The 13,296-nt window shown below is 65.5% G+C and carries 11 protein-coding genes; 6 read left to right on the forward strand and 5 right to left on the reverse strand.

The window, feature by feature from the left end; genetic code table 11:
* Positions 1-724 (reverse strand): class I SAM-dependent methyltransferase (locus VM054_10110; GenBank protein ID HUT99413.1); only part of this gene is annotated, 724 nt, incomplete at its 3' end.
* Between the two features lie 242 nt (positions 725-966).
* Between VM054_10110 and VM054_10115 the strand changes: the two genes are divergently transcribed.
* Entirely contained in the window at positions 967-1,236 is a 270-nt protein-coding gene (locus tag VM054_10115; GenBank protein HUT99414.1) for an RNA-binding protein, read from the forward strand.
* A 312-nt stretch (positions 1,237-1,548) separates the two neighbouring features.
* Positions 1,549-2,421, forward strand: a complete 873-nt coding sequence (locus VM054_10120) for a hypothetical protein (protein HUT99415.1) — start codon at positions 1,549-1,551, stop codon at positions 2,419-2,421.
* A 468-nt stretch (positions 2,422-2,889) separates the two neighbouring features.
* On the opposite strand, the gene gatA is transcribed toward VM054_10120, so the two are convergent.
* The 4 genes from gatA to VM054_10140 all read right to left on the reverse strand — a co-directional run bounded on the left by gatA (position 2,890) and on the right by VM054_10140 (position 8,042).
* Positions 2,890-4,356, reverse strand: a complete 1,467-nt coding sequence (gatA, locus tag VM054_10125) for an Asp-tRNA(Asn)/Glu-tRNA(Gln) amidotransferase subunit GatA (protein ID HUT99416.1) — start codon at positions 4,354-4,356, stop codon at positions 2,890-2,892.
* Positions 4,357-4,721: 365 nt separating this feature from the next.
* Positions 4,722-5,369 (reverse strand): HAD family hydrolase, encoded by a 648-nt coding sequence (locus tag VM054_10130; protein HUT99417.1) that lies wholly within the window; start codon positions 5,367-5,369, stop codon positions 4,722-4,724.
* Position 5,370: 1 nt separating this feature from the next.
* A complete protein-coding gene (locus VM054_10135; GenBank protein ID HUT99418.1) occupies positions 5,371-6,156 on the reverse strand; it encodes an enoyl-CoA hydratase-related protein in 786 nt (261 codons plus the stop codon).
* A gap of 728 nt (positions 6,157-6,884) precedes the next feature.
* A complete protein-coding gene (locus VM054_10140) occupies positions 6,885-8,042 on the reverse strand; it encodes an acyl-CoA dehydrogenase family protein (protein HUT99419.1) in 1,158 nt (385 codons plus the stop codon).
* A 449-nt stretch (positions 8,043-8,491) separates the two neighbouring features.
* On the opposite strand from VM054_10140, the gene VM054_10145 reads away from it, so the two are divergent.
* From VM054_10145 to VM054_10160, 4 genes are all read left to right on the forward strand, one after another.
* The gene (locus VM054_10145) at positions 8,492-10,126 is read left to right on the forward strand and encodes a polysaccharide biosynthesis C-terminal domain-containing protein (GenBank protein HUT99420.1); all 1,635 of its coding nucleotides are present in this window, start codon (positions 8,492-8,494) and stop codon (positions 10,124-10,126) included.
* Positions 10,127-10,188: 62 nt separating this feature from the next.
* Positions 10,189-10,860, forward strand: coding sequence for a hypothetical protein (locus tag VM054_10150; protein HUT99421.1), 672 nt, complete (start codon positions 10,189-10,191; stop codon positions 10,858-10,860).
* Positions 10,845-11,648: a hypothetical protein gene (locus VM054_10155; GenBank protein HUT99422.1), complete on the forward strand. Its 804-nt coding sequence runs from the start codon at positions 10,845-10,847 to the stop codon at positions 11,646-11,648. The genes VM054_10150 and VM054_10155 overlap by 16 nt, the downstream gene beginning before the upstream one ends.
* A 14-nt stretch (positions 11,649-11,662) precedes the next feature.
* Entirely contained in the window at positions 11,663-12,712 is a 1,050-nt protein-coding gene (locus tag VM054_10160; protein HUT99423.1) for a hypothetical protein, read from the forward strand.
* Positions 12,713-13,296: the final 584 nt, after the last annotated feature.

A 13,296-nucleotide genomic window follows, 5' to 3' on the forward strand; every position in this document is an offset into this window, starting at 1 on the left:
CTCCCCCCTTCCGGCCCCGGAGATACATCCAGGCCAAACCCCGCTCGACGCCGCAGTCCTCAAAGGGCGTCTCCGACAGGAGGGTCTTCGCCTCGGCGGCGGTGTAGCTCGCCCGCAGGGAACCCACCGGCTCCCGTATCCGCCGCAGCTCCCGCGGCACCACCACGGCCGTGACCAGGCAGACGAACAGGTGGACCGGCGCCGGGGCGTCCCGCCGGAGGTCCATGACCAGGAACCGCCCGCCCGGTCTCAGCACCCTGGAAAATTCCGCGAAAATCTCCCCCGGCCGCGACCAGTGGTGCAGCGAAAAGGTGCTTACGACGAAATCGCAGGACCCGTCGGGGAGCGGCAAACTTCCCGAGCCGCCCCGGAGGAGCTCCACCCGCGCCGGGTCCAGGTTGCGCCTGGCTGTGTCGAGGGCTTCTTCCGCGATGTCCACCCCTACGAGGCGTAGTCGGGGGAATTTTTTCGCCGCGGCCCGCAAGAGGTAACCCGGCCCGCAGCCCACGTCCGCCAGCGTCCCCTCCGGTTTCCAGCCGCCCAGCCGCCGCAGGACTAACTGCCGCAGCAGCCAGAAGCCCGGCGTGCGGCTCATCGCGTCGTAGGCCCGGACCGCGCCGGGTACGTCTATGCCCTCCAGGCTGCGACGGCGAACGACACGCACCGGCACGAGCCAGACCGCCAGAACCGCCGCGGCTGTCGCGATGATGAAAGGCCAGACCATGCGGCGATTATCGAACTAAACGGGTCGGTGGTCAAGCGCCCAAACGGGGCCGACCGGGGAATCCGGCGCCCTTCCGATAAATTATTTGTTTACAAATCAACTGGTGTGTGCTATCATGCGCCCGCTCTGGTCTTATTTGGGCCAGGGTTGTAACGGGGACGGTCATCCGCCGTTCTTTGGAAGGAGGGGCATCCCTCCAAGGTAGAGCGCCCACGAGGCGCTATAAGAAAGCAGGTTCGAGAGTGAAGCTGTTCGTAGGGAGCTTGAGCTGGGACACTACAGATCAGACGCTTCGCGATGCGTTCAAGCGCTTCGGTGAGGTAGTCGAGGCCAAGGTAATCACCGAGCGTGATTCCGGTCGGTCCCGGGGCTTTGGGTTTGTGACTTTTGCTGACGACGAGGCGGGGAGGAAAGCCGTATCCGAGATGAATGGTACCGAGCTAGACGGTCGGACCATCCGGGTGGATGAGGCGAGCGAGAGAAAACCGCGCGAGTCCAGATACGATCGCTAAGAAGCGCAAAACCAAACGCACGGGGGGGAGGTTAAGCCTCCCCCCTTTTTCATGCATCGAGACGGTCGTGCCCGTCGGTAAGGCTATTGCACGGAAGGGGTCGCCGAGCCTCCCCCCTTTTACGTGTACATGTGCGATCTACCGGAAGGGCCGCGGGATACGCGGAATCACGGGGGAAAGGCCGAGCCTCTCCCAGTATTCATTCCCCTGAACCGCGCGTGGGCGGACCGGCATCCCCGTTCTTCGGAATTGACTCGGACGGGGGTTCTCGGTTATAGTGAAAATCTCTCAACCCAAAGCCGGAGACGCCACATGAAACACGTGAAGAAGTTACTCATTATCGCGGGTCTCGTCGCCCTGGTCTTCACCGTCGGCTGCAAGCCCGAGCTCTCCTTCGCCGCCTTCTTCGACTCGGTGTACAACGACTACTACCTCTTCGCGATTGACTCCGACGGCCAGCTCTGGAGCGCGTCCCAGGAGGGCTGGTCGAAGGACGGGCTGGCCTGCCCCGGCAAGTCCCCCTACAGCCTGGGCGCCTGCTACGACGCCGGCGCGGACGACTGGGTGGTGGCCGCCATTGACTCCGACGGCCAGCTCTGGCTCTCGGGGCGCGAGGAGTGGTCAACCCTGGGCGGCAAGCTCTACGGCGTGCCACCCTTCACCCTCGCCTGTTTCTACGACTCCGAGCTCTACTCGGCGATTTTCTACGCCATGTCGGCCGACGGCGGGCTCTTCTATTTCGACGGCGAAAACTGGAGCGTGGACGGCTCCCCCTGCCTGGGTAAGGGGCCCTACGCCGTCACAGGCTTCCACGACTCCACGGATGACCTGTGGATCCTGAAGTGCATAGACACCACCGGCCGGGTGTTCAACGCCCGGATCGAGGACTGGGCGGACGAGGGCCAGAACGTCCCCGGCAAGGCGCCCTTCGACATCTCCGGCTTCTTCGACCCCATCTACGACACCTACCTCTTCTACTCCGTCAACTCCGAGGGTCAGCTCTACGTCCAGGGCGACACCTGGGAGGCGGCGGGGGAGAAGTGCGGCGGCGAGGGGCCTTACCGCCTCTCCTGCTTCTACGACTCCAACGACGGCTACTGGTTAGTGTACTGCCTGGACGGCTCCGGGGCGGTGTACACCCACAGTGGGGACACATGGGCCAAGTGGATAGACGGGATGCAGTAGGACGTGTCCGTTCGTGTGTAAAAAAAGGGGACGGCGCGGGCCGTCCCTTTCCGTCGGTATGTCCGGGGGGTGAACGTAGGGGCGGGCCGTAGAACGAGTCCTCTGTGCACGCCCTTTTTTTTAGGCCCTCACCTCGGCCCGCGCCATGCGTTGCGATGACGTAGGGCGGCCCCGTGGGACGAGTCCTCTGCGGGCCGCCGCGAATTACGATGACGTAGGGGCGGGTCTCCTGACCCGCCCGCGGGCGACCGTGGACGGTCGCCCCTACGGAAGTTATACGCAGATGCGGGCCGACCTAAAGGTCGGCCCCTCCGAGGTTGATGCGCGATTAAATCCAAATATGTAGGGCGGGGATTCCCATCCCCGCCGTTTGTGTGGGATGAAATGGGGGTCGTTGATTTTCGCTGCTTTCTACCCTCACCCTCGGTCCCTCTCCCACAGGGAGAGGGAGGCCGCTCTTTCGCACCCTCAACCGCTAACGACGGCCAGGGCCTCGGCGGCGGTGAACAGCCGCTCCTCGGAAAACGCCGGACCCATGAGCTGCATCCCGATGGGCAACCCATTATCATCCTCGCCCCACGGCACACAGAGCGCCGGCAGGCCGGCCAGGTTCGCCGGGTTGGTGAACATGTCGCCCAGGAAGGTCGCCAGCGGCTTGCCCGAAATCTCGCCCAGCTTGAACGCGGTGGTGGGGAAGGTGGGGGAGACGATGAGGCCGACCCGGTTGAATGCGTCGTCCAGCTCCCGGCGTATTTTGGTCCGCACGCGCTGAGCCCGCAGGTAGTACGCGTCGTAGTACCCCTCGGCCAGGGCGAAGGTGCCGAGCATGATCCGCCGCTTGACCTCGTCCCCGAAGCCCAGGCCCCGGGTGGCGGCGTACATCCGCAACAGGCGGTCGGCGCGGGGACCGAAAACCACGTCTTCCGGCATCTCCTCCACGCGGACGCCGTAGTTGACCCCGTCGAAGCGGGCCAGGTTGGCCGAGGCCTCGGCCAGGGCGGTGAGCACGTAGACGGCGATGGAGTGAACGCCGGAGGGGAGGGAGACCTCGACGATGCGGCAGCCCATCCCGGCGAATTTTTCCAGGAGGCGGTCGAAGGCCCTTGCGACCTCCGGCTGGATACCCTCGGCGTCACGGTGCTCGCGGACGTAGCCCACGGCGAAACCGGCGCAGGGGTCGAAGTTCCCCGGCAGCTTATCGGGCGGGAGGGCGCTGGTGGCGTCGGCGGGGTCCGGCCCGGCGCAGGCCTCGAAGGCCAGCCTCACGTCGTCGGGATTTTTCCCAAAAATGCCGATCTGGTCCATGGAGCTGGCGAAGGCCACCAGGCCGTGCCGGGAGAGGCGGCCGTAGGTGGGCTTGAGGCCGTATACGCCGCAGAAGGCCGCGGGCTGGCGCGTGCTCCCGCCGGTGTCCGACCCCAGGGCCAGCGGCACGGAGCCGGCGGCCACCGCCACCGCGCTCCCTCCCGATGACCCGCCGGGGATGCGCGACGGGTCGCGGGGGTGGGTGACCGGCCCGAAGGCGCTGGTCTCGTTTGAACTGCCGAAGGCGAACTCGTCGAGGTTGGTCTTGCCGAGAACGACGGCCCCGGCTTTTTCCAGGCGCTCGACGACGGTGGCGGTGTAGGTCGGGCGGTAGTTTGCGAGAATTTTACTGGCGCAGGTGGTCGGGGCGCCCCGCCAGCAGATGTTGTCCTTGACGGCCAGGGGGACGCCGTATAGCGGGAGCCTCGCTTTCACCTTCGGTGTAAGGGAGGTCAGCTCGCGCAGCCGTTCGTCCAACCGATTGGCCTCGATCAGGCTGATGTAGGCGTTGTTGTCGGCTTTAACCTGCCCCGCCCGGGCGAGGGCGTCGTGTGCGTGCTCGCGGAGGCGGCGCTCGTCCGCCCGCAACTGCGGAACCAGCTCCCGCAATCTTTTACCAGCTTCGGCCACTACGCCCCCATGACCTTGAAGTTGAATGGACCGTTGAAATTATACCTTTTATGGGTGTCGTAAGCGAATCCCCTCCCCCCTCTGTGGGGAAGCGCGCTTACGGGTTAGTGTGAGGGGCTGCCGTGTGTCCCCTCTCCCTGTGGGAGAGGGATTAGGGGTGAGGTCTACTAAATAAAAAACAGGCCGACCTAAAGGTCGGCCCCTACGTCATCGCAACCGGGGTGAGGGTTGCGATGGTCCCCTCTCCCTTCCAGTGAGCGGCGCGCCGACGGGTTAGGGTGAGGGTAGGGACCGGGAACGTCGAAAAGGCGGCGGGGAAAGGATTCCCCGCCCTACATCATCGCAATCAGAGGGTGAAAAAACCGTCAACACCCCAACCGGTCGGCCAATTCTCCCAGGTCGGTGACCTCGGCGAAGAGCTTTTCCCTCAATTCCTCGTAGCCGGGCAGCGGCCGGGGGAAGCGTCGGACGAGCGCCGCCCGCATCCCCGCGAAAAGCGCCGGCGCCAGGTCCGTGTCCGTCCTATCTCCGACCATGAGCGTCGCGCCCGGCTCGACCCCGCAGGCCGCAATTAATTCAGAGAAAAACTCCGGCTGCGGCTTGCGGTACCCCACCTCATTGGAGAGGAACAGGAGGCTGAAATATTCCGTCAGTCCGTGCCGTGTTAGCCAGGGCCGCGCGGTCCCTACGGTGTTGCTGGCCAGGGCGAGGCGGTATTTTCGGGTCAGCCGTTCCAGCGCGGGTGGGACGTCGCCGTAGGGTGGCGCCCCGATGGCCGCGGGATTTTCCAAAATCCGCCCCTCGAAACGCTCCCGCAGGACGGCGAAGGCCGCGGGACCGGCTGAGTAGTGCTCCAGGGTCGCCAGGATGGAACCCTTCTCCCGTCGGACCGCCCGGACTTCCTCGACGGGCGCCCCGACGAGCTCGGCCGCCAGGGAAATCATGGCGCCGCGCGCCGCTCGGTCGTCGTTCAACACGCCGCCGAAATCGAGGCAGACCCAGGAAATTTCCACGTCACTCGACAAACTTCGCCGGACGGCGTTCCACGAAGGCCGTCATCCCCTCGGTAGCCTCGCGCTCCCCGAAGAGGGCGCCGAAAGCGGACGCCTCGTTTTTATACGCCTGCGACGGGTCGCCCCAGACGCCGGAGTGTATCGCCCGCTTGGCGGCGGCCACGCTCACCGGCCCCCGCGCCGCCGCGGCAAAAGCCCATTCACGGGCCTGGGGGAGAAGCTCCTCCGCCGGCACGACGGCGTTGACTAGCCCCATCTTCAGGCAGTCCTCGGCGGTGTAGTTCCCGCCCAGCAGAATCATTTCCTTGGCCTTCGCCGGTCCCACCAGGCGCGCCAGGCGCTGGGTGCCGCCGAAGCCGGGAATGAGCCCCAGCTTCACCTCGGGCTGCCCCATCTGCGCCTCCCGCGAGGCTATGCGCAGGTCGCAGGCCAGCGCCAGCTCGCAGCCCCCGCCCAGGGCGAAGCCGTTCACGGCGGCGATGGTCACGCAGGGCAGCGCCTCCAGCTTGGAGAAAACGCCCTGACCCAGGAGGCTGAACTGCTCCGCCTCTTTCTTGGTCATGCCGCTCATGGCGGAAATGTCGGCCCCCGCCACGAAGGCGCGACCGGCACCGGTCACGATCAGGGCGGATAGCCTCTCGTCGTCCAGCCCGTCCAAGCATTCCGAAAGCTCGACCAGGAGCTCCCGGTTCAGGGCGTTCATCTTCGGCCGGTCAATGACGAGCTCGTAGTACGGAAGCCCGCTCTCAACGCTCTTTTTCTCCAGATGGAGAAACTCGTATCCCATCCTTTTCCCTCCCGTCAACAAATGTTGGAGCATCTTTCCTTCATCCGAACCCGAAACTCGAACTTACGGATTCATCCCGCCCTGCAACTCGAAAAAAATACACAAGTTAACAAAATCACGCGCGTCACAGGGGAATTGTTGAAGCCGAAGGTATTGAATGTTGATTACGCCCCACCCATTGTTTATACCTTTGGCACCCCTTCAAACTGACCTATCTGTCCACTTTTGTCAACAAGTTTTCAACATCGCCGCTCACCGTCACAACCCCCGAAAAACTAACGTTCTCCTGCGAAAAACCCCCTTTTTCCATCCACTCTACCTTCAACATCCCCTGTCATCGCGAAGTGCCGCCCCCACTGCATCCATACACCAACCACCACGGTTGTTCGTCATTTCCACACCCCTACTCCTACTAATCCCCTTCATTAATTTTTATTTGTTTATTAACAGCCGCAAGTAGGAAAGGTCAAAAAGATGGAATCGTTTCGCCTCGACGGGGGATGTTCTTGCGCTGAGATTGAGAGCACTGGGTGACGGTTTCTCGTAAGGGCTGCGGATTGCCCGGGTGGTTCGGGCCCGGTGGGTGGTTTTTTACTTCCGCTGGATTGCAGGTGTTACATGGAACGGTTGCTTTGAAGACGAGTTCTTGTTAATGGTAACGGTTTGCGGCTCTGTGATGAAAGGCTGTTTCGACCGCCCCGTTTGTTTGTTTACCTGGAATGGCCGGGTCATCTTTTCGAGACCAGCTCCTTGATCATGCTGGTGGCGATGACCAGGCGCTGTATCTGGTTCGTGCCCTCGTAGATCTGGGTTATCTTGGCGTCGCGCATGAGCTTTTCCGCCGGATAGTCCTTCATGTAGCCGTAGCCGCCCAAAATCTGCACGGCGTCGGTGGTGACCCGCATGGCGACGTCGGAGGCGAGGAGCTTGGACATGGCGCTGACCTTGGATATGTCCCTGGCGCCGGAGTCTATGTGCCGGGCGGCCTGGTAGATGAGCGCCCTTGCGGCTTCTATCTCCGTGGCCATGTCCGCCAGCATGTTCTGGATGGACTGGAAGCTGGAGATGGGCTTTCCGAACTGGATGCGCTGGTGGGCGTAATTCAGGGCCAGCTCGAGGGCGGCCTGGGCGATGCCCACCGCCTGAGCGGCCACCCCGGGCCGTGTGCGGTCCAACGTCCGCATGGCGATGGAGAACCCCATGCCCTCGCGGCCGAGGATGTTAGACTCGGGGATATAGCAATCGTTGAAGGAGAGCTCGCGGGTCGAGGAGGCGCGGATGCCCATCTTGTCCTCCTTCTTCCCGTAGTTGAAACCCTCGGTCCCGTCCTCGACGATGAAGGCGGAGATGCCGCGGGAGCCCTTTGCGCGGTCGGTGATGGTGATGACGGTGTAGATCTTGGCCTCGCCTCCGTTTGTTATCCACTGCTTGGTGCCGTTGAGGAGGTAGCCGCCCTTGACCTTTTTTGCCGTGGTTTTCTGGGCGCCCGCGTCGGAGCCGGCATCGGGCTCGGTTAGGGCGAAGGCGCAGAGCTTCTCCCCGGCTGCCACCGCGGGCAGGAGCCTCCTTTTCTGCTCCTCGGTGCCGAAGAGGATGACGGGGTACGCGCCGAGGGCGGTGCCGGCCAGGGCCAGGGCGATGCCGCCGCAGCCCCGGCTGAGCTCTTCGGTTATGAGTGCCAGCTCGAAGATGCCCCCGCCTAGACCGTCGTATTCCACCGGGATGAAGGTGCGGAAGAGGTCGGTCTGGGCGAAGATTTTCACGATGGGCCAGGGGAACTCCTGCCGGAGGTCGTACTCGGCGGCGACGGGCCGGATTTTCTCCTCGGCGATCCGCCGCGCCAGGTCACGCATCTCGGTCTGCTCCGGGGTCAGGAGGTAGTCCATGCGCTCACCTCGCGGGTTACGAACGGGTGGATTTTAACACACGGGAGGGGGGTCGGTCGGCCGGTGGGGGAATCACCGTATCGGGCCCGATGGAGGGGAGGATTTGTGTGAGAGTTGTAGCGGTCCCCACCCCCCTCTGGGGGGAGGGCTAGGGAGGGGGGCGGGCCGACCTGAATATCGGCCCCTACGTCATCGCAACAATCGTGAATCGCGGCGGCCAGCGGTCTCCCTCTCCCTGTGGGAGAGGGACCAAGGGTGAGGGCTTCCTTAGAAAAAATGGGCCGACCTGAATATCGGCCCCTACGTCAGCGCAACCACGTGGAGGGTGAATCGCGGCGACCCGTGGAGGACTCGTCCTATGGGCCGCCTTACATAGGCATAACCGCGTTGATGGCAAATCGCGCGGTCCGCGGTGGGGCTCGTCCGCCGGGGCCGTTTTATGCTACCCTTTGGCGGTACTTCTCCGCGGCGGCGCCGGCTCCTTGCTCGACCACCTCAAGAAGACCTTCAAGCACACCGTCATCTACGGCCTCGGCGGGCTCATCTCCCACGCCGTGGGCTTTCTTTTAATCCCCGTCTACACCCGCTACCTCTCCCCCAACGACTACGGCGTCGTGGCCATGGTGATGATCTACATCACCGTGCTGGAGATAGTGATGCGCATGGGCGTGGACAGCGCCCTCTTCAAGGTTTATTTCGAGGAGAATGACGAGGAATCCCGGCGCACCCTGGTCACGACCACCTTCCTCTTCCAGCTCGCGGCCGCCGGCGCCATCTTCGCCCTGACTTTCCCCTTCTCCGACGGCCTGTCCGACCTGTTCTTCGGCACCAAGGACTACACGGTCTACTTCCAGTTCGCCACCGCCTCGCAGGTGCTGGTGATGGTCCGGGTGGTGCCGCTTTCCGTCATCCGGGCCAAGGAGCGGCCGGGCATCTATTCCATCCTGAACGTCCTGCGGTTCGGGCTGGTGATGGGGTTCAACATCCTGTTCGTGGTGGTCCTGGAAGCCGGTCCGCTGGGCATCATCCAGGCCCAGTTCTACGCCGCCCTGGTGCTCATCCCGGTGTTCCTGGTCATCACGCTGCGCCACATGCGGCCGCGGCTTTCCTGGACACAGTTGAGGCGGCTGGCGAGCTTCGGCCTGCCGCTGATTCCGGCGGGGCTGGCGGGATGGGTGCTGACCATGGCCGACCGCTACATCCTGCGCCTGGTGGCCCCGGTGACCAAGTTCGCCCTCGTGGCCCAAAAAGGACTCGGGGAGATGGTCACCAAGAGCGGCGACGTCCTGGCCGGGGCTCTGCCCACGCTCGTGGACGTGGGCCTCTACGACCTGGCGTACAAGTTCTCCCTCATCGTGCGCATGGGCCTCATCCAGCCTTTCATCTTCGCCTGGGGCCCGCTGATGTTCAGCGTCTACCACCAGCCCGAGGCCAAGCGGGTCTACCGGGCGGTGCTGACGCTCTTCACGCTGGCGTCCGTGGGGCTCTGCTTCGCCGTGGGGGTGATGTCGCCGGAGATCGTCAAGCTCATGGCGACCTGGCCCTTCTACAGCGCCTGGAGCTCGGTCTTCATCCTCGCCCTCTCCCACTGCTTCTACGGGCTTTACATCGTCTTCACCGTGGGGACCTCGGTGGTGCACAAGTCCAAGTACCAGGCCTACACGGCGACCATCGGCGTGGTGGCGAACATCGGGCTCAACTTCCTCCTCATCCCCCTGTGGGGGGTGACGGGGGCGGCGGTGGCCACCCTCCTGAGCTTCGGCGTCATGGCCGTCGTCCACTACCGTTTCTCCCAGCGCGAGTACCGCATAGACTACGACCTGGGTGTGGTGGTCAAGGTCGTGCTCCTGGCGACCGTGCTCTGGCTGGGGACGACGCTCCTGCCGTTCGGCTGGTGGGGGATCATCGGCCGGGTGGGGGCGTTGGGGCTCTTCGTGCTCCTGTTGAAGGTTTTCGGCCTCTTCAAGGCCGAGGAGGTCCGGCTGGTGGTGGATGGTTTCAAGGAGTTTATCGGCCGCAGGCGCGGCGGGGGCGACGACGAGGCGGGGCCGCCCCCGGATGAATTGGGCGAGTTGCAGGGGTGACCGGGGCTGGTCGTTTCCCCCCGGTCCGTGTATACTGGTTTAATCACCCCGGAGGTTCGTCCTTGCGGTGGGTGCTCGTTCTCCCGGCGGCGGCGATACTCCTCCCCCCCGTTTCGGCCGACGTGGGGTACGACTACGGCGCGCCGCCCCTCGCGCTCTGGCTCACCTTCGACATCGGCCCCACCTTCGATTTCGACTCATTCCTGGGCACCGAGTTCGGCCTGACGCTCAACCGGTTCCCCCTGTCGGATTTTTTGCACCTGGGCGCCACCTACCGCTATGCCACGGGCGAGGTGCTGGAGCCCGAGGGCGAGTCGCTCGGGATGCACACCCTGGCGGGCCTGGTGGGCTACGGGAGCTTCGACGACCCCGTGGCCTACTACACCGGCTTCATGCTGGGCGAGACCCGGCTGGACGGTTACTTCGCCGGCGGCGAGCTGGACGAGTGGGTTTTCACCATCGGCTTCTACGGCGACGTAATTCTCCCGCTGGGCGACGTGCTGGGTCTGAACTTCCACGCGCGCGACCAGTACATCCGGGGTGAGCGGGGCGCTGCTACACCTTCGCCCTGGGCCTGGCCATCGCGCTGTAGTGTATCGCAGGGAGGCCGCTACACCCCTCTCCCTAGCCCTCCCCCCAAAGGGGGGGGACGCGCGGAGGCCCTTGTCCCGGCATATGCCCCACGGTTCTACCCTGGGCCGGATATTTTTGGAGGAAAGTGGTTAAATTCGTAATCCCGCTATTACTCGCCGCCCTCGCGGTCCAGGCGGCGATTCCGCCCCAGCCGGCGGAGGGACCGCCCTGGCACCCCTGGCTCTACGACTACTCGGCCTTCCGGGCGGAGGCCGCGCTGCCCCTGGACTACGTCGGCAGCCTGGAGTTCGTCGGCGGGGACTTGATCCTCACCACCAGCCTGCCCTCCGGTCGCTTCCACCGCTACGACCCCCGGTCGCGTACCCTCTCGTCCGCGGGTGACGCCCCCTCCGGCGTATCCGGTTCCATGTGGGACGGGGAGCACCTCTGGCTGGCCGGGAGCGGCGCCGAGCTCTGGCGCTATACCGCCGACCTCGAAGCCGTAGAGGATTGGGGGGAGCCCTACGGCGGGCGCCGGTACATCGAGCTACCGTCCTGGCGGCAGACCGGGCTGGCCCGGGTGGGGGAGGATTTCTGGCTGGTGGACGAGCTGGGCGTGATCTACCTCTGGCGCCTGGGCGAGGCGGCCCCGCGCGGGGAGTACGTGGTCGGCCAGGGCCGCGAGCTCGTTTACGACGGCGAAAATCTCTGGCTCCTGTCCCATCGCGGGATTATCGAGCTGACGACGGGCGGCGAGATTCTGGGGCGGATCCCGCTCCCGGCGACCGAGGGCTTCCCCTCGGGCCTGGCCTGGGACGGGTCGCGGCTGTGGCTGGTGATCAACGCCGACGACCGCGCGCTCGTCTGGAGCGTGGATCCCGACGCGGCGGAGCTCCTTCCGCCGGGCGCACCGCCCGAGGACCGCCGTAACGCCGTGGAGTACGATTGACCGGGAGGCGGCCGGTGCGCCGAGCGTTCATCTTTCCAGCCCTGACATTTCTCCTTTTCACCGCGTGCGCCCACTATCTCGTCGAGGGCTCGGCCCGGCAAACCGCGGCCTACAACGCTCTGGGCGAGCCGGTGGACCTCTCGGCCCTCCCCGGGTCGGTGACGGGCGACCCGGCCGACGACCCCAGCGCCGCGGGCCTCGCGGAAGGCGCGGAGCTCTCGGCGATCCTGGGCGGGCGGATGGAGCGGTTCGCCGTCTCGAGCGGCGGCGACCACGCCTACGGGGGGGGCGTCGGCCTGGGGAGCGCCGGGATGACTTTCGACTGCGCGATGGGTGGCTGGGGCTTCGCGGGGGCCGTCGTGCGGCGGAGCGATTTCGCCTACCTGCTGGAGGAGGGGGACCGGCGGCTGGCGCTTTCCGGCGACCTCTGGGGTCTGAACGGTGCGGTCTCATACGGGGAACGCTTGCGTTTCGGCCTCGGGGCCGAGGGGCTTTACGGCGGCTGGCGCTACGAGGAGCCCGACGGGGGAGCGGAGGAGGGGGCGCTGTTCGGCTGGCGCGGCCGGCTGGGGCTGCGCTACGGCGAGGGCAGCTGGAGCTTCGGCCTCCGGGCCTCGGGACCGGCGGAGCTGGGCCGCGGGCCGGGACTCCCCTGGGAGGCCGACCTCTGGCTGGCGGTGCCCTTGACCGACAAGGGCGGGCTCAAGTCGGTGCTCGAGGTGGCGGCCGGCGGCTACCTCTTCGGGCCGGGGGCGGAGCTGCGGGGCGTTCAGGGGCAGGACTACGCCGCGCGCCTCGCCGACGGCCTGCGGGGGAGAGTCGGCCTCGCCTGGGACCTTTCGGAGGATTTCTCCTTCGACGTCGGGGCGTTCTTCTCCGCCTACCCCGTCAAGGACAACGACGCCGAGCGGCTGCTGTGGCAGGTTTACACCCTGGGGGCCGGATTCGGCAAAAACCCGCGCTGGGGGCTGGAGGCTTCCTTTTCCCAGGTGGGGGCCGAGGGGGAGGACGGTTACGCCGGGAGTGCGCTGAACCTGCGTCTCGGGGCGGTTTTCGCGCTGTAGGGCCGGGCCGGCGATGACGTAGGGGCCGACCTTTAGGTCGGCCCGCCCCTCTCCCCAACCCGCAAGCGCGCTTCCCCCCAAAGGGGGGAGGGGGATGCCGTTGCCGTAGGGCGGGGATTACCTTCGGTCGCAGATTCCTAACCCCGCCGCGAATCGACCATCACCCCGGTTTGCGATGACGTAGGGGCCGACCGACGGCGCGCCGTTCAGGTCGGCCCGTTTTTTTTAAGGTGGCCCTCACCCTCAATCCCTCTCCCGGAGGGAGAGGGAGGCCGCGGGCGACCGTGGAGGACTCGTCCTACCGGTCGCCCCTACGGATTTGAACCGAGATGTGCAGCCGTAGGGGCGGGTGTCCTGACCCGCCCGCCGGATTATAAACCGCCGTGCGCCCAAATGTAGGGCGGCCCCGTGGGATGCATCCCCTGCGGGCCGCCGCGATTTGCCACTCACCCATCCCCTGCCTCGCAGGTTGCAATGACGTAGGGGCCGACCGACGGCGCGCCGTTCAGGTCGGCCCGATTTTTACAAAGGCAGCCCTCACCCCCATCCCCTCTCCCACGGGGAGAGGGGGGCCCGCGTACTGT

The sequence above is a fragment of the bacterium genome (assembly GCA_035528375.1).
In the GTDB taxonomy this organism is placed as follows: Bacteria; RBG-13-66-14; RBG-13-66-14; order RBG-13-66-14; family RBG-13-66-14; genus RBG-13-66-14.